Source organism: Photobacterium lutimaris (assembly GCF_003025555.1).
GTDB classification, from domain to species: domain Bacteria; phylum Pseudomonadota; class Gammaproteobacteria; order Enterobacterales; family Vibrionaceae; genus Photobacterium; species Photobacterium lutimaris.
Genome location: NZ_PYMH01000018.1, coordinates 19,722 through 41,254 on the forward strand (window position 1 = coordinate 19,722; position 21,533 = coordinate 41,254).

The 21,533-nt window shown below is 44.0% G+C and carries 22 protein-coding genes; all 22 read right to left on the reverse strand.

What is annotated here, in order from left to right; genetic code table 11:
* Positions 1–42: 42 nt before the first annotated feature.
* The 22 genes from C9I99_RS24280 to C9I99_RS24385 all read right to left on the reverse strand — a co-directional run bounded on the left by C9I99_RS24280 (position 43) and on the right by C9I99_RS24385 (position 21,530).
* Complete coding sequence (locus C9I99_RS24280) at positions 43–2,688, reverse strand: bifunctional glycosyltransferase/CDP-glycerol:glycerophosphate glycerophosphotransferase (RefSeq protein WP_107351411.1); 2,646 nt, start codon at positions 2,686–2,688, stop codon at positions 43–45.
* A gap of 28 nt (positions 2,689–2,716) precedes the next feature.
* Positions 2,717–3,877, reverse strand: coding sequence for a CDP-glycerol glycerophosphotransferase family protein (locus tag C9I99_RS24285; RefSeq protein ID WP_166645441.1), 1,161 nt, complete (start codon positions 3,875–3,877; stop codon positions 2,717–2,719).
* Positions 3,874–4,869, reverse strand: a complete 996-nt coding sequence (locus C9I99_RS24290) for a glycosyltransferase family 2 protein (protein WP_107351413.1) — start codon at positions 4,867–4,869, stop codon at positions 3,874–3,876. The genes C9I99_RS24285 and C9I99_RS24290 overlap by 4 nt, the downstream gene beginning before the upstream one ends.
* Complete coding sequence (locus tag C9I99_RS24295) at positions 4,869–5,609, reverse strand: ABC transporter ATP-binding protein (protein ID WP_243734540.1); 741 nt, start codon at positions 5,607–5,609, stop codon at positions 4,869–4,871. Before C9I99_RS24295 ends, C9I99_RS24290 begins: the two co-directional genes overlap by 1 nt.
* The gene (locus C9I99_RS24300; protein ID WP_107351415.1) at positions 5,606–6,373 is read right to left on the reverse strand and encodes an ABC transporter permease; all 768 of its coding nucleotides are present in this window, start codon (positions 6,371–6,373) and stop codon (positions 5,606–5,608) included. Before C9I99_RS24300 ends, C9I99_RS24295 begins: the two co-directional genes overlap by 4 nt.
* A gap of 5 nt (positions 6,374–6,378) precedes the next feature.
* Positions 6,379–6,774 (reverse strand): FAD synthase family protein, encoded by a 396-nt coding sequence (locus C9I99_RS24305; RefSeq protein ID WP_107351416.1) that lies wholly within the window; start codon positions 6,772–6,774, stop codon positions 6,379–6,381.
* Between the two features lie 14 nt (positions 6,775–6,788).
* Positions 6,789–7,898 (reverse strand): glycosyltransferase family 4 protein, encoded by a 1,110-nt coding sequence (locus C9I99_RS24310; RefSeq protein WP_107351417.1) that lies wholly within the window; start codon positions 7,896–7,898, stop codon positions 6,789–6,791.
* The gene (locus C9I99_RS24315; protein ID WP_107351418.1) at positions 7,895–9,052 is read right to left on the reverse strand and encodes a CDP-glycerol glycerophosphotransferase family protein; all 1,158 of its coding nucleotides are present in this window, start codon (positions 9,050–9,052) and stop codon (positions 7,895–7,897) included. Before C9I99_RS24315 ends, C9I99_RS24310 begins: the two co-directional genes overlap by 4 nt.
* 87 nt (positions 9,053–9,139) lie before the next feature.
* The gene (locus C9I99_RS24320) at positions 9,140–10,111 is read right to left on the reverse strand and encodes an MlaA family lipoprotein (protein WP_243734542.1); all 972 of its coding nucleotides are present in this window, start codon (positions 10,109–10,111) and stop codon (positions 9,140–9,142) included.
* 258 nt (positions 10,112–10,369) lie between these two features.
* Complete coding sequence (gene ccmI, locus C9I99_RS24325) at positions 10,370–11,581, reverse strand: c-type cytochrome biogenesis protein CcmI (RefSeq protein WP_107351420.1); 1,212 nt, start codon at positions 11,579–11,581, stop codon at positions 10,370–10,372.
* Positions 11,581–12,084, reverse strand: a complete 504-nt coding sequence (locus C9I99_RS24330) for a cytochrome c-type biogenesis protein (protein ID WP_107351477.1) — start codon at positions 12,082–12,084, stop codon at positions 11,581–11,583. Before C9I99_RS24330 ends, ccmI begins: the two co-directional genes overlap by 1 nt.
* 56 nt (positions 12,085–12,140) lie before the next feature.
* Positions 12,141–12,695, reverse strand: coding sequence for a DsbE family thiol:disulfide interchange protein (locus tag C9I99_RS24335; RefSeq protein ID WP_107351421.1), 555 nt, complete (start codon positions 12,693–12,695; stop codon positions 12,141–12,143).
* Positions 12,695–14,698, reverse strand: coding sequence for a heme lyase CcmF/NrfE family subunit (locus C9I99_RS24340; protein WP_107351422.1), 2,004 nt, complete (start codon positions 14,696–14,698; stop codon positions 12,695–12,697). The genes C9I99_RS24335 and C9I99_RS24340 overlap by 1 nt, the downstream gene beginning before the upstream one ends.
* The gene (gene ccmE, locus C9I99_RS24345; protein WP_107351423.1) at positions 14,698–15,183 is read right to left on the reverse strand and encodes a cytochrome c maturation protein CcmE; all 486 of its coding nucleotides are present in this window, start codon (positions 15,181–15,183) and stop codon (positions 14,698–14,700) included. The genes C9I99_RS24340 and ccmE overlap by 1 nt, the downstream gene beginning before the upstream one ends.
* Complete coding sequence (gene ccmD, locus C9I99_RS24350) at positions 15,180–15,386, reverse strand: heme exporter protein CcmD (protein WP_107351424.1); 207 nt, start codon at positions 15,384–15,386, stop codon at positions 15,180–15,182. The genes ccmE and ccmD overlap by 4 nt, the downstream gene beginning before the upstream one ends.
* A gap of 7 nt (positions 15,387–15,393) precedes the next feature.
* Positions 15,394–16,125, reverse strand: coding sequence for a heme ABC transporter permease (locus tag C9I99_RS24355; RefSeq protein ID WP_107351425.1), 732 nt, complete (start codon positions 16,123–16,125; stop codon positions 15,394–15,396).
* A 567-nt stretch (positions 16,126–16,692) separates the two neighbouring features.
* A complete protein-coding gene (ccmB, locus tag C9I99_RS24360; RefSeq protein WP_107351426.1) occupies positions 16,693–17,358 on the reverse strand; it encodes a heme exporter protein CcmB in 666 nt (221 codons plus the stop codon).
* A gap of 6 nt (positions 17,359–17,364) precedes the next feature.
* Complete coding sequence (ccmA, locus tag C9I99_RS24365) at positions 17,365–18,015, reverse strand: cytochrome c biogenesis heme-transporting ATPase CcmA (RefSeq protein WP_107351427.1); 651 nt, start codon at positions 18,013–18,015, stop codon at positions 17,365–17,367.
* Positions 18,016–18,686: 671 nt separating this feature from the next.
* Complete coding sequence (locus C9I99_RS24370) at positions 18,687–19,115, reverse strand: DUF2802 domain-containing protein (protein ID WP_107351428.1); 429 nt, start codon at positions 19,113–19,115, stop codon at positions 18,687–18,689.
* Positions 19,115–19,609, reverse strand: a complete 495-nt coding sequence (locus C9I99_RS24375; RefSeq protein ID WP_107299340.1) for a chemotaxis protein CheW — start codon at positions 19,607–19,609, stop codon at positions 19,115–19,117. The genes C9I99_RS24370 and C9I99_RS24375 overlap by 1 nt, the downstream gene beginning before the upstream one ends.
* A 63-nt stretch (positions 19,610–19,672) precedes the next feature.
* Positions 19,673–20,761, reverse strand: coding sequence for a chemotaxis protein CheW (locus C9I99_RS24380; protein ID WP_107351429.1), 1,089 nt, complete (start codon positions 20,759–20,761; stop codon positions 19,673–19,675).
* On the reverse strand, positions 20,751–21,530 hold the full coding sequence (locus tag C9I99_RS24385) for a ParA family protein (protein ID WP_107351430.1): 780 nt from the start codon (positions 21,528–21,530) through the stop codon (positions 20,751–20,753). The genes C9I99_RS24380 and C9I99_RS24385 overlap by 11 nt, the downstream gene beginning before the upstream one ends.
* Positions 21,531–21,533 lie beyond the last annotated feature (3 nt).

Sequence of the window (21,533 nt, forward strand, 5' to 3'; positions counted from 1 at the left end):
ACCAGCAATTATGCTGGTTTTCTATTTATAGAATTAAAGCTATTATGACTTTCTAATTAATTCATAAACACGCTCTGAACACTTACCATCTCTAAAAGGAAAGAACTGTTCGATTCTTTCCCGGTATGGAGATAACGGCTCACAGTTATTTTTTACTAAACTTTCAATTTGATCTAGTATCGAAGCCTCATCTACACACACAGGACCAAATCCATCACGAATGTAATCAAAGTAACCAGGTTGGTAAACATGTCCCCCACCAAAAAATTCGTCTCTATCGAATTGATAGTACAAAATAGACTTTCGTAAGTATGCAGACTCAAAGGCAACAGAAGAATAATCTGTTATCATTAGGGCTGAATCACCAAAGAGCATTTGAATACTCTTTATATCATCATGCCCTAAAATTTTCACACCATCAATTGAGTGCGACTTAAAATATGCTTGTACATTAGCATGAGGGAAAAATATCAATTCGTAATTATACTCACTGACAATCTTCATCAATCTAGGTGACCTAAGAAAGCTCATCCAAGTTTTATAGTAGTCTGATTGCTCGAAGCTGTTATTTTTTTCTCTTATATTTGAAGTAGATGTAGAATAGCCAACTAAATTCTGTCTCCACGTAGGCATAATGACAATTTTTCTTGACTGTTGATTATTATATGACAAGAGAGAATCATGGCGAGGAAAGCCTGTCAAGGCCGTATCATATTCAGTAAACTTATAATTTGTTTTCATACCTGAGATCGATTCATACTCAGGTTTCGCAGCACAAATAAATTGCCTTATATTTTTTGAGTTCAGCCATTCAGACAGGTCATCTTTTGTAACTCCATGCTGCAGGAATATGAACTTGAATTTTAACAAGTCACTATAAAAAGAGCTATTAAGTAAATTCGTAACATACCTATCGGCATGCGAGCTAATCAAAAAGTCAGCATTTAGCATCGCCATTATATGATCAAGAGATCCAAACTCGATAAGATTAAAACCTTCACTAGAAAGTCTGTTCCAATCATGTGAATTTTTTCTCAATACAAAATAAAAATTCTCTTTGACATGAGAGTTCATCATGAAACGGTATAAATGCTCTGCATTATCATCAGCTTGTATGTCGCGATCCATCAACAACCAAGCATTTTTATATCTGTTGGTATACCTTGTGCTTTTTGCTAAATTACGATACAACTTCGTTACAATATTTCTATTGGCATGTTTTGGTAATTTTAAACGTTTAGCCAATATAGTTGAATTGGTTATACTTGAAAAAGTTAAACCGTCTAATAATAAATTAATTTGCTCTTTGTTAGTGTTATAGACTTTCAATTCATTACCGTCGAGTAACTCCACCCAACAAGTATGCTCATATACAAAAGTATCCCCAAAAATTTCCTTCTTCTGGCACTTATAGAACTGAGACTCAACCTCCTCACCCGCTGAATAGAAGGTGATTGTATTTAAGTCTGAACTAGAGTTAAACTTCAGGCAAATTAATTTATACAGTGGATCAAAATCAGCAACAATAACATTATTTGGTTCAAAATTAGAGCACTTAAGCAGGTTACAAATCCCAGACAACCAGAATAAACCGATTGAAGGTTGTTTAATGCTTAAAATAATATCTCTATCAATATGACGATATAAATCTCGAAGAAGGGTTAGGCATTCAACCTGAAGTTCAGGAGTTACGCTTGACTGGCGACTATGATTCTGATGAAAATACTTTACATACCAAGAGGTCGCATAAACCAAAGTTACTTGTAACCAATTAGGAACATATCCAACTTGCTCCAATGCATAATTTACTAGATTAAGATATCCATCTTTAATTACAGCTGAATACTTTTCATCTTTTTTCCATACGGTATCAAGCGTTGAGGATGAGTCCTCTCTCTTACGATAAAAGTACTTTACTTTAGGCAAGAATACCGCTTTAGAATCACTATTGTTTAGTATATATTTTGCAACAAACAACGCATCTTCAAAGTCTGGTTTAACTAGCTCGAACTTAAGATCTGATATTAGCGATTTTTTAAAGAATGCAGCGCTAGCTGACATTTGTATGTCAGAGAAGGATTTATTAAATTTTATAATACGTTCACCTTGAGTGAACCTATATTTTAAGGGGTGATTATCTTTATAAGCATATTCATTCTCAATGAAGAAAATAAAATTAGAACACACTAAAGAAATGTCATCACCTTTATTTCGAATTAAAAAATCATCAACATTCTCAAAATAATGTTGATCGACAAAATCATCAGGATCAATAAAAGTTACCCAATCGTGGCTAGCAAGTTCCAAGCCTTCATTTCTAGCAGACGCTTGCCCACCGTTTTCTTTGCGATGATAAATTATATTATTTGGAAACTTTTCAGCCCACTTCTTACAAATATCAGCTGAACCATCAACAGAACCATCATCGACTAGAATAAGTTCAATATTGTTTAAAAATGACAATGACTGCTTAACAAGTGTTGAAATATACTTATCAAGGTATTTTTCAACACCATAAACAGCTGAAATTATTGAGAACTTATTCTCACCATAAGTAACTGTATTTGGTAATAAGAAAGGATCAATCAAGCTTGCCTCATATGAGGATTTACGCATATTGAACGCTTTATTTTTATTATACTCTTTCGCTAATGAGTATAGTTTTTTGATATTTTGAATCTTTTTCATTATTTAACCAAATTAGATATTCAGCTGATTATTTTATATCAGTTATAATGTATTTAAATACTTGCTCAGCAACGCGTCTACTGGCTTGACCGTCATCAAAGTTACAAAACTTAAGATTGAATTTCTTAGCCTGAAGCTTTTGATCAGCGTTATTATAACTTTTTTCCGTCAATGATTTAATCAAATCTTCATAATTATAAACGATCAGCCCAGGTGCGTCTGCAGTGATATCGAAATTTAACCCTCTTTTTTCACTGTACTCATTATAGTCAGGAACATAGAGGATAGTATCTCGTTTTAAACAAGCATAATCAAACATACTGGATGAATAGTCAGTCACCATAACATCTGTAATAAGGTAGAGCTCTTCAACATTTGGATATAAAGTAACATCTAAAACACTAGGCAAACTAGGAATATTAGACATTCCATCATTAAAATAATGTGCTCGTACTAATATAATATATTCCAATGAAACCTTATCTGCCAAATCATTAAAATCAATATAATATTCAGGCTTTTCATGGTATTCACGAAATGTTGGCATGAATAGTATTATTTTTCGACTATCAGATACATCAATACCTAAATTTTCCTTTACTTTTTCAATATCCGCTGAGGAATAGTTAAACAGAAGATCATTCCTTGGATACCCTGTTTCTAATATTTTATAGTCAAACGGAAATGATGACTTCCATTGAACCGTTGAAAATTTGTTTGATGAGATGACATAGTCCCAATTGTTACATCGATTCTCTAGCGCTTTATAAGCCGATTCTGAGCTTTGTTTTGTTTCAAGCTCATCTATTCCCATCTTTTTTAATGGAGTGCCATGTTTCGTTTGAACAAAAACGACTCCTTTACGTTTTGTAAAAAAATTAGGATGATTCGCGTTAGAAATAAAACAGCCACTAACAGCCAAGTAGTAAAAATATTTTAATGAGAATTTCTTTACCGGTATAATTCCTTCATTAATTTCAGAAGGCAATTGAGTAAAGAACCAAACTCTTTTTATATTATCGAACGACTCTAAAAAATCAGAAATTGCTTTAGGGTTACAAGAATAGCCTTTACCCCAATATGCTTCAAAAGCAACCACATCATTTTTTACGGGAAGAACAAACAAGAATATTTTATACAAAATATACTTTGGTAAAAGAAGCAACCTTTCAATATATGAATTAATCAAAATAGACGCCTCTTTAGCTGTATACCTATCAGAATCGCCTTCGATAAAACTCCCAACATAAAATACGGACAATATTTAATAAAGCCCTTCTTTATAAAAATGGGCTTAGGAAGTTTACCAGTGAATTCATACCTCTGGGTTAACATTATAAACTCACTTTTTATTTTTTTAGTCGCTAGGGTTGTTAAACGATAGTTTTGTTTAACCATTAAATTGAATACATGTTCGATAAAAATAATATACACCGAAGATTTATACCCTGAGTCTATTTCATTATTATTAACAAAGTACTCAAATAATCGTCTATACTGTAGAGTTATATCTTTATGCTTATTACTTTTAGAGTTTAGAATTGAACCATCTCTTTGATAATAATTAATTCCAATATAATCTGTAACCTGAATATTGTTTGCTAAAGCTAATACTTTATAATTAAATGTTATATCTTCATAATAACCATCTTCAAATGACAATGCGAAATTATTCAAAAATAAAACTGAGTAGCATTTATTCCAAGCAACATTCAAATTTTTGAATAATGCACGCTTTTTATCAGTGTCTAGCTTACTAATAACAGTATGTGACAAGTCCAAAAGCAAATCTGACTTAAGATTTATGGCAACTTTACCATCAGCCCATACTCTTTGGTGGTTATAAACTAACACATCATAGTCACTATACTGCTCAAAATGAGTTAATAACCCTGGCTGTAAGTAATCATCGCTATCTATAAATAGAACAAACTCGCTAGACACCTCAGCAAAACCTACATTTCTAGCATTTGCCAATCCTTGGTTAGTAGATAGCTTTATTAGTTTAAAACTCCACTTATCAAGTAGACTTTCTAGTACTTTAAGAGTGTTATCCGTGGAGCAATCATCAACAACAATGACCTCTAAATCACTATAATCCTGCTCAAAGATAGATTGAATGCAGCGCTCAATCTCTACTTCAACATTGTATGCAGGTACAATTATAGAATATTTTGCCATTATTTATACATCTCAAGAACGTCTTCAACACTGCCATCAAGAATAACTTTGCCTTTATCTAAATAAACAGCTCTATTACACATCCGACGTATATCTGAATCAGAGTGTGAAACAACAATGATTAGCTTCGAATCTTTTATTATTTCATCCATTCTTTTCAAACACTTCGCTCTAAAGTATTTATCACCAACACTGAGGACTTCATCGATAATCAAAATATCACTTCTAAATGATGTCGCAACTGAAAAAGCTAAACGAGAGACCATACCGCTTGAGTATGTTTCAACAGGTTTTTCAATTGACTCATCTAATTCAGAGAACTCAATAATATCTTTTATTTTTGATTCTATCTCTTTCTTGTTCTTTCCTAGTAACGCCCCTGACAAATATATATTATCTAGACCGCTTAGTTCACGAGAAAAAAAAGAGTTAAGCGACAGAAGTGCACCGATTTGTATATCTGAAATGAACTTACCGTCTGTTGGCTTTAATACCCCCGACAGAACTTTACACAAAGTTGATTTTCCAGCACCATTTCTGCCAACAATACCGACAATATCGCCTTCATAAAATGAGAGGTTAACCTCAGACAAAGCTGACTTTCTGAATGAATTCGACTCTATTGACACCTTTTCTCTTTCATACTTTGAAAGAAACAATTTTTTCAGCGAGTAACTTTTTGCAGCTGTGTATTCAAAGGCAACATTCTGCAACTCTACAACTTTATTACGCTGCATCATACATTCCTTACAATAGCTGGTGATATCTTTTTACACAGTGCAATCAAGCTAGTTAGTGCACAAATTGAAAAAACTAGCGCAAGAGTCATCGTCGAGTAATTTACTTTATCTGTAAAAATCAACGCATTATTAAAGTATTCAATTAAATGAGCAAACGGATTAAGGTCCACTAATATTTGATAATTCTCAGGAACACGTTCTCGCGAGTAAATAATTGGTGTAATATAAAATAAAATTCTCAAACCAAAACCCACAAGAAAAGCGGTATCCCTAACAAATACATTTAGGATAGCTAAACCTAAAGATAATGCTGTAATTGTAATTTGGCTAATAATCATCGTATAGAGTAAAGCCATTACATCAGGAATATAACCTAAACATAAAAGCACAGCCTGAAGTAATAGGTATCCAAATGTAAACAAATACGTTTGACCAAATACTTCCGATGATGGCAATATTGGTAATGGCATTTTAACTTGAGTTACAATACCTTTATACCTTCTGAACGACGTTGTCGCAGAACTTAATGATGTACTCCACCATTTCCAAAGTGTCACACCAATGGCTATCATTAAAATTCGGTCGATACCAGAATGACCAAAAATCACACCCACTACGTAGCTATACAAGGCGATTAACATCATTGGCTCAATAAACCACCAAAGATAGCCTAAAAATGTACCTCGGACATTAGCTTTTTGTTTCAAATGTGCAAGTGTATATAAAACATATGCATGCCGAGATAAAACGCTTTTTTCAATCATGTTATTTATTCTATGTTATCACGTACGGTTTTAATGATTTCCGTAGTCGAGACTTCAGCTGTTCTCGGAAGGTAAACCACTTGGCAAATATCGCAAAATTCATCGAACTTTCCTTTCCAATCATCGCCCATCACTAAAATGTCAGCTTTATGCTCGAGGATATATTCGCGCTTCAATTCCAATGACTCTTCAAAAAAAACCTCATCAACACAATGAATAGCATTTACGATTTGTGCTCGGCTTCTTTCGTTATATATAGGGTAGCGCTGTTTTTTATAAAAATTCAAGTCATCAGTGGAAACACCCACAATCAAGTAGTCTCCTAACTCCTTTGCTCGTTCTAAAATATTCACATGACCAATATGAAATACGTCAAAGGTACCGAATGTAATCACCCGCATTGTATACTCACTACTTAACGATGAGGCTTATAAACCTCGATATAGCTATCAATCACATGCTTATCAGTATAAAAAGCTTCAACACGTCGCCTTCCATACTCACCAAGCCCTGCACAGTACTCACGATCACTTAATTTTTTAATCGCGTCTTCTAATGCTTTTAGATCACAAATTTGTACAAGTATACCAGTTTCACCATTGATAACAAAATCCCTACAGCCACCAATATCGGTCGTGATGACAGGACGTCTGCACGCATTCGCTTCAATCAGAATTCGAGGAAGACCTTCGCCATAGCGTGTTGGAAGCACGATGACATCATTGGCAGCAATAACCTCTTGCATCCCGCCATTAATCTGCCCCATCCAATTCACTTTTCCTTGCTGATGCCACTCTTCTAACTGCGACAATGGAATAGATTCATTGCTATCATCATCGATAATACCTGCAACGTTCAGCACCACATCAATGCCGCTTGCTTTCACGTTTTGAGTCGCTTCAACAAGTTCACGCAGCCCCTTCCCTTCAAGAAGACGCGCTGCAAAAAGCAACTTCAGTGGCTGTGGGGTGGTATCTAGCTCTGGAGCAGAGTACTCATCGATATTGACACCAGAGCCAGGAACAGTCACCGCGTTCACTTCTGAGCAAATTTTTTGGTCAACGAACGTCTGCAGATCTGTTTTATTCTCGAAAATAAACACTGATTGGCGGTTTTTTCCAACCAAGCGGTATATGGCTAAAATAGCTTTTGCAATCACCTTACTTTTGAACGTATTTTGGCTAAACATCGACCCCATGCCCGGAATCGTCAGAAAAATAGGTAGCCTTGCAAACAAAGCAATTAATCCGAACATGATATTTGGTTTGATGGTCACCGAATGGATAGTATCAGGCTTTATCTTGTTGAAAATCTTTAGCGCTTGATAGAACGTGGTCAGGTTATCCAACAAGCCAACAGAAGAACGCGTCAATGACAAACTATGCATATTAGGTTCTGTTGGGTTCGTTGGCTTAGACATACATAGGTGAGTCTCAAAGCCCTCTGTCATATCGGATTTGACCCTTTCTTGCCAATGCAAATCGTAATACCATCCAACATTAATTGCAAATAATAGCTTCTTCATATTAATTTTTTTACTTCTTCAATAACTTTGCTTCGAGCTTTACCTAATTGAGGATAATCATATATTGATGCAACTTTTCGCCCATCCATTAAACTATCATCAATTTTTTCAATCAGTGATTTACCTGTTGCATTTTGCTCATGTAATAAAGATATGAAATCTTCATAAATACCACGTTCTTTTGCATACTTTTCAATTTCAGCACACGAAAAAATCACCGGGCGACCTAAAATAGAAAAATCAAATGCAATGCTAGAATAATCGGTAATCAGTAAATCATAGTTTTTTAATTGTTCATTAATGTCATCACACTGCAGCAATGTTACATCATGAAAGAGTGAAGTATCTGTTGCTAATGCTTGATTTAAAGGGTGTATCGATACATCCACAGATATTCCATTCAATTGGCAATAATGTAAAAGTTCAGGATTAAGAACTTGGGACAACCAGTTCCTTGCATCTTCTAATGATGCATGCCAAGTAGGTGCATAAAGAATACGCTTACTTTTTTCTGTTTTTTTAACAGCATTCTTAGCAGATTCAAGAATAACGTCATGCCGTGGCATGCCAGTTACCTTCACTTTGTCCAGACGTAAGCCAAACGCTCGAGCCAAGCAATGCTGATTGTGTTCATTAACAGCGCAAACCATGCCATATCTATTCAACTTTTTCTTTAGCAACTGAAAAAACACTTTATTAAGATACTTGAAGCGTGGAGGTATCGGTGATGTTTCGACTGAATCTAACAACAACTTTTTTATTGGAATGCCATGCCACAACTGAATAATTTGTTTATTTCCTAATGTAAACGAGGCAACATCATTCATTCCTGTCGCCAATAGCGCAGCAGATGCACGGTACTGATAATACAGTCCCTTTAGGCTTAAGTAATAATAACTTTCGCCGAGAATACCATGATCTGAAACTGCGTTATTCTTTGATATCCAAATTGGCCTAACCGTGTGGTCTTCATTCTTTAATAAGAACTCATATACATATTTCGGGTTATCTTTATAGCCATATGCATTACCGAAAACCCATATCTTTTTATCTACAGGTATAAGCAACGATACCCACTTCATTGGAAAAGAGGCCACAGCTAAAGTTACCTGCGATATAAAACGCAGATATTTGTTATTAAAACCACGAGACATGCTTTAAACCACTACTAGCATCGAAGGTGGCATATTATCACATCCTTCATATCCGATCTCGATGAATCATTACGGCAATAATACAGTTCATTCCCCATCAATCTCATCCATAAAATCATCCAGATACGCTTCGTCGTCCTGCTCTAGCAGCTCAACGTTGCCGCCGGTGGCGCGGAAGTTCTTGTTCTGGATGTAGGCATCGCGGGTGAAGATGTACGCATCAGGCGAGTCTTTCAAGATAGCTTCTTGCTTAACCAAGGCGGCTCTGTCTTCCATGCCTTCGAACGCCCACTTGCCTAGGCTCTGCCAAAAGTTCAGTGCGCTGAGTGGCAGGTATAGACCGTCGACAACATCACCGGCACCTTCACGCAGTGTTACAGGACCGTAAACCGGGAACATGAAGTACGGGCCGTTGGCAACGCCGTATTTACCCATGGTATCGCCAAACTGCTTGTCGACTGGTTTACGGATGTCAGCCGCCGACGCAATATCAATCAGACCGAAGACGCCAAAGGTGGAGTTGATCCAAAAACGGTTGAAGTGGCGTACCGCCTCTTCGCCGTTCAGCATCAGAAGGCTGTTGACCATGCTGGCTGGCTCATCCAGGTTTGCAAGAAAGTTCTTGATTCCTGTTCGCATAAAAGACGGCGTGTAATCGACGTAGGCCAAAGACACCGGACGCGCTAAATACGGATCCAGATAGTCATAGTTCAAGTTCCACATGGCCCGGTTGAAGCCTTCAAACGGATCGTACACACCCGGTACCCCATATCCACCCTCGCCTTGCTCAACCTCTTCCAGCACGGCGGCTAAGTCTTCGTCGTAGTCGGCATCGTCTATAGCCGAGTCATCAGCGATAACAATGTCGTCGACAGATGGCTCACCGTTACTTGAGAGCAATTCGTCAGAAGATAAGTCGTCAGAAGATAAGTCGCCAGAGGATAAGTCACCAGTAGATAAGTCGCTAGGCGTCAGCTCTTCAGGGGACCGTTGCTCTGGAGACTGGGCACACGCTGTCACGGTCAATAAGATGGCAAGTAGCAATAGGTGTTTGTTCAATGTTCTATCCATGGCATATCAGGCTGAAACCGCGCTAAATACTAATACCGTCAACCGTAAACATCTAGCAGTTTTATGCTAGCGGCTCATTGATAGCATAAATTAATAGCGACTGTGAACACAAAGCCGGCATCACTGCTTACTATTCACTACAGGTTAAAGGTGATTGATATTTGCAATATCCTTTGCGGCCAAAAAAAAGGCCAGATACTAATAGTATCTGGCCTTTCTCATCTCTACCACATCAAGTGCAAGATTTTATTGATATTTTGTATTTATCAATACGTTTGTCGAGCCACCTAAAGAAATGACGTCACTCTGACCGTACCAATCACCGTTACGGGTCATCACGTTGCCGTCGGTATCGATACGGGCTTTGATGATCATATCCTGCAGCGAGGTCATCGGACGTTCTGGGATCATGCTGTCGTTGTCATCCAGTGTCAGGGTGAACGGAAAGGCCGATAGCGGTACACGTCGTGCGGCTACTGGCATCGGTGCACCGTCAGCGGAATGAACCGACACAAACACTAAGCCTTGCTCCGGCAATTCAACGGATGGGTCAAGATCTACCGTGACCGATACGGACGTAGCCGTATTCTTTCCGCGATCCAGTTGTGACTGGGCGCGGGCAATACTGCGGTCAAGCATCTCTGCACGCGGATCATCGACACCGATGATCTGCTGCATCATACGCCAGTAGCTAATCGCCTGCTGGAAGTTACCACCTTCGAATGAATCGAATGCCAATAGCGACAACGCGCGGATGTTGGTGTGATCAACACGCAGCACACTACGAAGCAGCAAACGCGCACGCTCACTCTGCGCCGGATCGCCAATCATCATCAGGGTCTGGCCAAAGCTCAGCATGACTTCAGGGTTGTTCGGATCAAGGCGGTAAGCACGGCTCATCGCATCTTGTGCCGTTTCTGCATCACGGTTAGCCATGCCAATACGGCCCAGCAGCAACCAGCCTGTTGCATCATCTGGATTGCTGTGAAGACGAGTGCGCAACGCCAAGGTCAAGTCGTCCATCTCTTGATCGCTTAGCGGATTGGATTCATCCATCAAGCGCTGAGAGAGATCTGGCAGGCGGGTTACCGTTTCGTTCCATGCTTGAACTTTATCCAGGCTACCGACTTTCATGTACATACCAAAACTTACGCCAACAAGCAGGATAAGCCCTGGGATCAGCATGGTGGTGCTGACTTGGGTTTTAGCCTGTTCGGTATTGGCTGGTACATCATCCAGTAGCGACTGCTGCAGTTCAACCACGAGTTCGTCTTTGTTTTCAACCAAGCCTTCGCTGCTTTCTTCTTTCAGTTCGTCCATACGATCTTTGAAGAAAGCTTTGTTCAGCTCATCACGGCTGGCGACTTCATCTTGCTCTTTGCCGGTATACATTGGCACGACAAAAATGACCATCGCGACCAGTACCAAGAGGGCGGAAATTACCCAAAACATCGTCATTATTTCACCTTACCGTCTTGGTTAGTCTGCTTGGAAACATTGTCAGCATCAGTGCCGATTTCCGTCATCAGGGCTTTCAAGCGATCTTGTTCATCGGCTTCTAGCTCGGTGTCCGTCACTTTTTCTGTGCTTTTGCGCGAGCGCATCACCAAAATAGTGAAACCAGCAACGATAAAGAACAGAGGACCTAGCCACAAGATCAAGGTAGAGGCCATCACCGGTGGATTGTAGGTTACGAAATTGCCGTAGCGGGCAATCATGTAGTCCACGACATCCTGCTTACTCTTCCCTTCCTGAAGCAGTTCGTAGGTCTTCTGACGCATGTCCTGTGCCAGTGCCGCGTTTGAATCAGCGATGTTGTTATTCTGGCACTTCGGACAACGCAAGGTTGCCGCTAGCTCCTGAAAATCTTTTTCCTGCTGGGCAGAATCAAAATCGTACACATCATTGAATGCCTGCACCGGAGCAGACGTTGTGATCAACGCCGTTCCACCGAGCACCATGGCCAATGCTAAAACCGGCCCGGTGAAGAAACGGGCCATTCGACGAGAAATAGTCATTATCCCTGTGCCTCCTCAATCAAGGCTTCGTACATCGGCTTCAATGTCTCGTTCCAGTTGCGGTTGTTGACATCACCCACATGGCGATAGCGAATAATACCGTTAGCATCAATCAGGAAGGTTTCCGGTGCGCCGTAAACCCCCAGATCCATCCCCAGCATGCCATTGCCATCAAACAAACTATGCAGGTAAGGGTTACCCAATTCATTCAACCAACGAACGGCTTTTAGGCGCTCATCTTTGTAGTTAAGGCCAATGATCTTCACCCCTTCGCTGGCTAGCTGATTGAGGTAAGTGTGCTCGGCGTAACACGTCGGACACCACGTCGCCCATACATTCAGTAGCAATGGCTCACCGGTGAAGATATCTTGCTCGTAGAGCTTGCCGGCTTCGACCAAGTCTTCAAGCTTGAACTGAGGAACAGGCTTGCCGACCAGTACCGATTCCAACTTGGTGGGATCGTCGCCATCGGCATTGCGGCTCAGCTGAATCATGAACATCACAACCAGTCCAAGGAAAAGGACCAGTGGAATAAAAAGTAACTTCTTGATCATCAGTTTGCCTTCGCCTCCTGCTTCGCTACCTTCTCAGCCTTCGCTTCAGCGGGCTGCGCTTTCTCTGCCTTCTTGCGGAAGCGGTAACGCTTGTCGCTGATGGCAAATGCCCCGCCCAGAGCCATCAAGGCTGAGCCGAACCAAATCCAGTTTACAAATGGCTTGAAGTAAATACGGACTGCCCAAGCGCCATCGGTCAGCTTCTCACCCATTGCCACATATAGATCGCGAGTAACACCGCTGTCGATCGCCGCTTCCGTCATCATCGAGCCAGCGACAGTATAGAAACGCTTCTCGGCATGCAGGGTCGTCACACGCTTACCGTTGCGGGTAATGTTGAAGTCTGCAATGTAACCGTCGTAGTTAGGGCCGTCAGCATCACGCAAGCCGGCAAAATAGAAGTCGTACCCTTGAACCTGCACTGTCTCACCCGGTGCCATTCGGACATCACGCTCGATATCGTAATTCGACACCAAGGCAATACCGATAACGGAGACGGCCAGGCCCAAGTGGCCGAGTACCATTGCCCAGTGACTGCGGCCGAGTTTGCCCAAGCCTTTCCACAAGGTATGGCGATGCGTCGCACGCTCATACAGTTCAAAGCCGTGCATAACAATGATCCACACCGCCATTGCCATACCAAGAACCGCCATAGGCTCGAGGACCTCGGTAAACAGCCATACCGACAAGAAGGCGAACGGGATGGTTACAATGGCAGAGATAATCATCTGCTTGCTGATGCTAGAAAGCTGATCGCGCTTCCAGCGAACCAACGGACCGATACCCAGAATGAAAGCAAACGGGATCATCAGCCAGGTAAACAACGTATTGAAGAACGGCACACCAATCGACACCGAACCCAAACCAATTTGTTTGTGAACCAGTGGTAGCAGGGTACCAATCAGTACTACCAGCAGGGCCGCGACCAACAACAGGTTGTTTGCCAGTAACAAGTTCTCGCGGGAGAACAGGCTGTAGTTACCCCGAGAGCGGATTTGCCCGCCACGAAGTGCGTAAAGCAGCAGTGAACCGCCGATAACCACAACCAAGAAACCAAGGATGAACATGCCTCGCGCCGGATCGGACGCAAACGCGTGTACCGAAACCAGTACGCCGGAACGGACAAGGAACGTACCCAATAGGCTCAAAGAGAATGCCGAGATCGCCAGCAGTACTGTCCACGCCTTGAACGTACCGCGTTTTTCGGTCACGGCCAGCGAGTGCATCAATGCGGTACCGGCAAGCCATGGCATGAAGGATGCGTTTTCAACCGGATCCCAGAACCACCAGCCACCCCAGCCAAGTTCATAGTAAGCCCACCAAGAGCCTAGTGCGATACCCAAGGTTAGGAATGACCATGCTGCGATAGTCCAAGGACGAGACCAACGTGCCCAAGCGGTATCCAGACGGCCGGTCATCAGTGAGGCAATCGCAAAAGCGAAGGCTACCGAGAAGCCCACATAGCCCATGTACAGCAGAGGTGGGTGAATGATCAGACCCGGATCTTGCAAAAGCGGGTTCAGGTCACGACCATCAACTGGGAAGAAAGGCAGTGTACGCAGGAATGGGTTTGAGGTGGCGATAATAAACAGCAAGAAGCCAATCGCAATCATCCCCATCACCGACAGTACGCGCGCCAGAGATTCCAGTGGCATACCACGGCTGAACACGGCAACCGCGACCGCCCAGCCAGCCTGGATCAGAGCCCAAAGCAGTAACGACCCCTCGTGGCCACCCCATACTGCCGATAAGCGGTAGTACCAAGGCAACATCGAGTTCGAGTTGCTGGCAACATACGCTACGGTGAAGTCATTGATATAAAATGACCAGCTGAGGATAACAAACGACACGAGGGTCATGCCGAAAATGCCATACGTCAGCGGACGGGCCATTCGCATTAGCGCCTGATTCCCCACGGAAGCACCGTATAGGGGATAGATGCTGACTAGGATGGATAATCCCAGTGCAACAATCAGGCTAAAGTTGCCTATTTCTGCAATCATTATTGAGCACTACCCTGCAGTTGTTCGTCGGTGTACTGAAGCGGTTCGTGAGTTCTCTGCATCGCTTCTGCCACTTCGGGTGGCAAATACTCTTCATCGTGCTTCGCCAGTACTTCATGAGCTTGAATGGTCGTCGCGTCAATCAGTTCACCCTGCGCCACAATCCCCTGCCCTTCACGGAACAGATCCGGCAAGATGCCATTATATTGAATCGTTACTGCCGGGCCGATATCAGCCACATCAAACGTTACCTGCAAAGACAGAGGATCACGAACGACTGAACCTTCAACCACCATACCGCCAATGCGCAAGCGCTGGCCGACTTCAGGTTTAGACCCGTCTTTCTTGCCGTTGACAAGCTCTGTCGGGGTATAGAAAAGATCCATGTTCTGGTTCAATGCATACAGCAGCAACCCGACGGTTGCACCGAGGCCAACGACCAACGCCAACACTAACGTTAGGCGCTTTTTACGTCTCGGGTTCATAATGTGTTCTCCAGTTTTTCAGCTTCTTTAATGCGCTTTTCACGCGCAATCTTATTCTTTATCTCTGCCGTCTGACGGCGTTTAGTATTCAGGCTTGAAACCATCAACCACAGCAAGGCAGCGAAGGAGATCCCGTAGGCACTCCATACATAGGGGGCATAACCGCCCATCGCCAAGAAGTCACTAAAAGAGTCAAAATGCATAATGGCCTCACTTCATCATGGCACGCACCCAAGGGCGGTGGCTTTCACGGGCAATAATTTCGTTACGCAGACGCACCAGGGTCAACGCACCAAAGAAACAGGCAAAACCAACGATGTTGAGCAACAAAGGCCATAGCATGCTGGTCGCGATAGAAGGCTTAGCAAATTTGGTAATGGTCGCGCCTTGGTGAAGGGTGTTCCACCACTCCACTGAGAAATGGATAATCGGTAGGTTGATCACACCGACAATCGCTAGAATACCGGCCGCTTTACCTGCTGTCTTCTCATCATCGAAGGCATTGTAAAGCGCGATCACGCCCAGGTAGAGGAACAGCAGAATCAATTCTGACGTCAAACGGGCATCCCATACCCACCATGCACCCCACATCGGCTTACCCCAGATAGCCCCTGTCAACAGAGCAATCACGGTAAACACCGCCCCAATCGGCGCCATGGCAAGGGCAGCCATATTGGATAGTCGGATCTGCCACACCAGACCAATAAAGGCCGCGATAGCCATCGACATGTAGGCTCCCATCGACCAGATTGCCGAAGGCACATGCAGGTAGATAATACGGAAACTGTCACCCTGCTGATAATCCGTCGGGGCGAACATCAACCCCCAAACCGTACCAGTTAAAATGGATAACAAAGCGATGATTGAAAACCAAGGCAGTAAGGTACCGCACAAACGGTAGCAGTTCTCAGCTTTCGCGTAGGGGTGTAACCACTTCCACATAATTCTGCTCTACTCATTTAATAAGAATATTGATACCAAACTGGGTAATACTCTGGCCTATCAGCGAGAATGAAAAGGGACAGATACAAGGCGCTTGATTGCTGGTGTCTTCATATCCATCAAAATTAAGCAACACAGTAGCTGTTCCTTTTAAACTCGCCCTTCGGGAGCTTCTCTGCTGCTCGATACCGGCTTCAAATTGCGTTGGTGTAGAGCAACTATACCTTCATCAATTTGAATTGCTCTCAAACGGCAGAGAAGGCTCTGATATGGCCATACTATTACTCAGTTTGGTATTACGTATCTAAACAACACTTGGCTCAAAATCCAGTCTAGGCTCCGCCTAAGGTGCTGCTTATCGTTTGACGAATATATACCTTGTTTACCTTGGTATAAGCATATAGTCTAATAAGGCTTTATATTCCCCATCATCCAGAATGCAACGCCAACCTAAATACCTCTTAAGGGCTAATGGGCGGGCGATCGTCGGCTTCCTTGTTCTTGCTCAAATTGTCTCATGAGATCCCTTCTCATGAGATAGGACAAATATCAGTTAATTGTAATCAGTTATTGCACGCTTATCCGTAGTGAAGCTGCGACAGCGAAGGGAGAAAGTGTCGCTGACGCCACCAGCATGGCTCCCATCAGTGCCAGCTGACCGTTATATGGCACGCCTAAACTGGCTGCATCAATCGCTGAGGTCGCGAATATAAGCACAGGAATATAGAGCGGCAAAATGAGCAAGCTCAATAAAACGCCACCTTTGCGTAGTCCTACCGTCAAGGCGACCCCAATCGCCCCCAGAAAACTCAACGTCGGTGTACCGATTAGTAGGGTCAGAACCACCGCCTTCCACGTTTCCCACTCTAGTGAGAGTAAAATGGCCAGTAGCGGGCTGATCAAAATCAGTGGTAACCCCGTGAGCATCCAGTGCGCCAGCATTTTGGCAAAGGCCAAAATCGACAGTGGTGTTGGCATCAACAGCATCTGTTCGAGTGAGCCATCAACAAAATCATCACGGAACAAGCGCTCCATCGACAACAATGCGGCCAACAGCGCAGCAACCCACACAATACCCGGTGCAATGCGTGCCAACAGATTTGGCTCGGGCCCGACACCGAGTGGGAAAAGGGTGATAACAATAATAAAAAACCACAGCGGATTAAAAATCTCGGCCTGACGGCGAAAGGCGATCAGAAGCTCACGACGTATAACATGGTATATTGCATTCATCGTCAGTTACCGCCCCAACTTGATTTTTCGTAGCTGATCACTGTCCGTGAACATATCCTGGTGGGTGGTCAACACAACAATTCCACCTCGTTTGGCATGGGCAAGGAACAACCCTTCCAGTACCTTCACCCCTTGCTTGTCAATGGCGGTCAACGGCTCATCCAAGATCCAGAGTTTGTGGTTGCTCAACCACAGCCTTGCCAGGGCAACCCTGCGTTGCTGACCTGCTGATAATTGACCAGCCGGGACATCTTCACGACCAGCCAAACCGACTTGGGCCAATGCCTGCCACAAGGTATTTTCACCAGAGACCTGAGGCATACCGGTTAAATCCGACTTTTCGTTACACAGGTGCATCGACTGGAAGTAGGCCAAGTTTTCATACGCGGTCAGCTCTCGCTTAACGCCAGTCTGGTGCCCCAAGAACAAGAGCTCTTGGTGATAATCTTCTCGTGCCAACTCGATGTCCTCATCAAGCCAACAAACCCGCCCGTCGTCTGCACGTCCAAGTCCTGCCAGGATCCGCAACAAGGTTGTTTTACCGGCACCATTGTGGCCTTCTATTTGAACCAGTTCACCCGACGAGACCGAGAAGCCCAGGTCCTCAAACAATACCCTTTCGTCACGGGTACAACTTAACGCTTCAACAGACAACATAAAAATGATGCATCCTAAGTGTCACAATTAGCCAAGAATAATACCACAGCGCCCCTCCCTGTTGTTAGAGACTAAAGGCTGTAATTGTGACTTCTATACTGAGCCCAACCCAAGCCCCCACCGCCAACGAACATTCATAGTCACAATGGACATGCAGGCGATAAAAAAGTGCCACAACAAGTTAAAAAATAGCAAATTCTATCGCAAAAGGCATATTTTCATTACAAGCTGCTATTTCTTAAGATAAAACAATACCATCCCCATTCGCAGAGGCCATTTCGCCGTAATTAACATTTATATTAGTAATGAAAAGACTCGTTACATGTTAAGAGCGGGAGAGCGGGGTCTAGATCCTGGCTCCTAGTTCCAGGGAAGTGCGGGGAGAGCGAAAAGAGCAGAAACTAGATCCTAGTTCCTAGAAGAAACAGGAAGAGCAGATCCTGTTCCTAGAATCTAGTTCCTAAAAGCCAAAGCTAAAACCTAGACCAGAACTAATAGTCAGGAACTGTGAGCTTTTAAGCTTTTTCTCGTTTCTACTTTTCTCTAGGAACTAGGAACTAGGAACTAGGTTCTAGGTTCTAGGTTCTAGGTTCTAGGTTCTAGGTTCTAAAAAACAAAGCCCCTCCATTACAGGAAGGGCCTAAGTCATTAAAGCGCAGTGAGAAATTCAACTACCGCCGTGAATGGTGCATTTGCTGCAGCCGTAGCAGTAATTCCGCTTCGGCTTTTGGCAGATCGCATTCACGCATCAGCTCGTTGACGTCTGCGCCCAGTTCGACCATTTTACTGGCACGGCTGTATAACCGGCTATCAGGATCGTGCATGGCCAATTCGCCTTGACGGTCAGACAACTCTTCCAGATGCCGTGCCATATCGCCCAGCTTCTGGCTCATTCCCATAGTGCCTGCACGCAGTTCGTTAAATTGCTTCACCAAACTTTCCTGCTGCTGGCGGGCATTTTTCAATACCAGCTCCGTCGCTGCAAATTTGGTTTCAAGGGCCTGCCGGGCAAGACGCTCGCGCCTTACCATCAACCATGCGACCACAATCGCCAACAACGACAAAGCCAGCGGTAACCATTGCAACAACACTTCAAGCATTATAGGTACGCCATCTCGTCCCATTCGTCATCTGATAATAGCTTATTGAGATCGACCAAGATCAACAACTGGCCATCACGGTTGCTCACACCCTGAATGAACTTGGCGCTCTCTTCCGTGCCAACGCTTGGCGTGCTGTCAATTTCGGAGCTGCGTAGGTACACCACTTCAGCAACGCTATCGACCAGAATACCTATCACCTGCTTTTCGGCTTCGATGATCACAATGCGGGTATTGTCTGAGATCTCGCCCGGCATCAAGCCGAAACGGGAGCGCGTATCAATAACCGTTACAACATTACCGCGAAGGTTGATAATGCCAAGAACGTAATCGGGTGCCCCCGGTACTGGCGCGATTTCAGAATAGCGCAGTACTTCGCGCACCTGCATCACGTTAATACCGTAGGTTTCATCTTCCAGCTGGAAAGTCACCCACTGCAGGACTTGATCATTGCTGTCTTCTTTTTGTATTTCAGCGACACTCACCTGTGACATGCTGTTTCCTCTTTGATCTATTTTCTGCATTCAACGCGTTAGCGACTGTGATAATACAGGCACCTAACATGACTGCCTAAGTTTGGTATTAACATCTAATCCCGCTTTGAGCATGGAGATTAGCTCATGAACATGAATTAGCGCACACATTTTTTCTTTTACCATGCCCGCCAACCAAGGACGCTTACCGGCTTTCTCGCGCCAGCGGACACTGTGTTCAGATAACGTTTCGGTACCGAGCAAGCTATTGCAGGCCAGTCCCCACGAACTATCCCCTAAGACCACCACATATTTGTACTGTTCGCGGTACGCCTCACCGTCGAGTTTGTCAGGCATCGCCCAGCATGCAGTATCAACCACATCAAGCGAGTGATCGCGGCTACTCATCAGCCCCAAATACCATGCTGGCCGACCTAGCAGGTGGTTCATGTCGCCAAGTTGGTGGATCCCCCCAAGCTCAGTCAAAGGAACGGCAAACGTCACCCCGTTAACCTCAAAAAACAGGGCTTGAAATTCACTGCCCTGCTGGACTTGCTGGGTCCACAGGTCCGGTGGGAGATCTTCACCGGTCTGCGTTTCAAGCGTGGTCTCGGTGACAGGCTCCGCCTCGATGTGGGAGGCAACGGTCTCGTCTACTTGCTGCTGGGGCAGAACGAGCGCTTTTTTATGCGCCTGTTCATACGCCATGACCTGCTGCCATTCGTCGGCCAACTCGGTATCAATAGGACGTTTTTCAGCGTCGTCGATGTCGCTTGAGCTTGGTGGGATATTCCGGCTGATCTGATTCAGCAGGCGTTGAACGTTATCCAGCACCGGCGATGGCATACTGCGCGCGGCCAGTTCAGCATTATCGTCCAAACTGGCAAAGTCGAACGGCTTGGCTACCGGTATCAATTTCTGCTTCGGCTCAGGACTGGCTGTCAGCAGCCCAGCATCTTGAGGTAACGGGCGACCTGGCCTGGGATCCTCTCCGGGCGTTACCTCACCATCCACCTCGGCATTAACCTCGGCGATAGCCGCTTCGACTTCCTGCGGTACAGGTACAGGGGCCGCTTCTGGCTCTGGCTCTGGCTCTGGCTCTGGCTCTAGCAGTAAATCAACAAAATAATCTTCCAGCGCCTGATTGCTGGATAAACGGCTGTTATCGGTCATCCTGTTGCAGGCGCCCCAAGTAATTCAATAGCGTTTTATACGCAAAAACCCCACGGCTACTGCGTGAGTAAAGTGACGGTGGCATATGTTTGATACTCGCATCACGGAACTTGGTATCAATCGGTACTGCCGATGCCCAAACCTGTTCAGGGAAGCGCAGTTTCAGCTCCTGCAGGGTCTGCAGCGATGCCCTCGTCCGCTTGTCATACATGGTCGGTACAATCGTGACCTTAAACGGTGACCGACGTGATTTTTGCATGATCTCCAAAGTGCGCATCATCCGCTCAAGGCCTTTCATCGCAAGAAACTCGGTCTGTACCGGGATCAGGATACGATCGCTGGCTGCCAGCGCATTGACCATCATGACCCCGAGAATAGGCGGGCAATCAATCAGTACATAATCATAATCGTCAGCCAAACACAGCAGCGCTTTTTTGAGAACCAGTCCCATACCACCGCGGTTCCCCATCACCCGGTCCAAAGTCGCCAGCGACATATGGGCAGGAATAATATCGATGTTGTTGAACTGGGTGCGCAGGATCACCGGTCTAACCGTATCGCGCTTGATCTCGGTCAGCTGGAACAAATCAAACAAACTGGCTGGTACGCCATCGGCGTCAAAGTTCAGGTATGTAGTCAGCGATGAATGCGGATCGGTGTCCACTAGCAGAACCCGTTTGTTGCGCTCACTCAGCAATCCAGCCAGAGCGACGGTGGTCGTGGTTTTGCCCACGCCCCCTTTCTGGTTAGCAATACTCCAGACTATCAAGGT

Bases quoted from the DNA above. Each gene is read 5' to 3' on its own strand.
- C9I99_RS24280 (WP_107351411.1), bottom strand. From the start codon at position 2,688: ATGAAAAAGATTCAAAATATCAAAAAACTATACTCATTAGCGAAAGAG.
- C9I99_RS24290 (WP_107351413.1), bottom strand. From the start codon at position 4,869: ATGGCAAAATATTCTATAATTGTACCTGCATACAATGTTGAAGTAGAG.
- C9I99_RS24295 (WP_243734540.1), bottom strand. From the start codon at position 5,609: ATGATGCAGCGTAATAAAGTTGTAGAGTTGCAGAATGTTGCCTTTGAA.
- C9I99_RS24300 (WP_107351415.1), bottom strand. From the start codon at position 6,373: ATGATTGAAAAAAGCGTTTTATCTCGGCATGCATATGTTTTATATACA.
- C9I99_RS24305 (WP_107351416.1), bottom strand. From the start codon at position 6,774: ATGCGGGTGATTACATTCGGTACCTTTGACGTATTTCATATTGGTCAT.
- C9I99_RS24310 (WP_107351417.1), bottom strand. From the start codon at position 7,898: ATGAAGAAGCTATTATTTGCAATTAATGTTGGATGGTATTACGATTTG.
- C9I99_RS24315 (WP_107351418.1), bottom strand. From the start codon at position 9,052: ATGTCTCGTGGTTTTAATAACAAATATCTGCGTTTTATATCGCAGGTA.
- ccmI (WP_107351420.1), bottom strand. From the start codon at position 11,581: ATGACGATGTTTTGGGTAATTTCCGCCCTCTTGGTACTGGTCGCGATG.
- C9I99_RS24330 (WP_107351477.1), bottom strand. From the start codon at position 12,084: ATGGTGCTCGGTGGAACGGCGTTGATCACAACGTCTGCTCCGGTGCAG.
- C9I99_RS24335 (WP_107351421.1), bottom strand. From the start codon at position 12,695: ATGATCAAGAAGTTACTTTTTATTCCACTGGTCCTTTTCCTTGGACTG.
- C9I99_RS24340 (WP_107351422.1), bottom strand. From the start codon at position 14,698: ATGATTGCAGAAATAGGCAACTTTAGCCTGATTGTTGCACTGGGATTA.
- ccmE (WP_107351423.1), bottom strand. From the start codon at position 15,183: ATGAACCCGAGACGTAAAAAGCGCCTAACGTTAGTGTTGGCGTTGGTC.
- ccmD (WP_107351424.1), bottom strand. From the start codon at position 15,386: ATGCATTTTGACTCTTTTAGTGACTTCTTGGCGATGGGCGGTTATGCC.
- C9I99_RS24355 (WP_107351425.1), bottom strand. From the start codon at position 16,125: ATGTGGAAGTGGTTACACCCCTACGCGAAAGCTGAGAACTGCTACCGT.
- ccmB (WP_107351426.1), bottom strand. From the start codon at position 17,358: ATGAATGCAATATACCATGTTATACGTCGTGAGCTTCTGATCGCCTTT.
- ccmA (WP_107351427.1), bottom strand. From the start codon at position 18,015: ATGTTGTCTGTTGAAGCGTTAAGTTGTACCCGTGACGAAAGGGTATTG.
- C9I99_RS24370 (WP_107351428.1), bottom strand. From the start codon at position 19,115: ATGCTTGAAGTGTTGTTGCAATGGTTACCGCTGGCTTTGTCGTTGTTG.
- C9I99_RS24375 (WP_107299340.1), bottom strand. From the start codon at position 19,609: ATGTCACAGGTGAGTGTCGCTGAAATACAAAAAGAAGACAGCAATGAT.
- C9I99_RS24380 (WP_107351429.1), bottom strand. From the start codon at position 20,761: ATGACCGATAACAGCCGTTTATCCAGCAATCAGGCGCTGGAAGATTAT.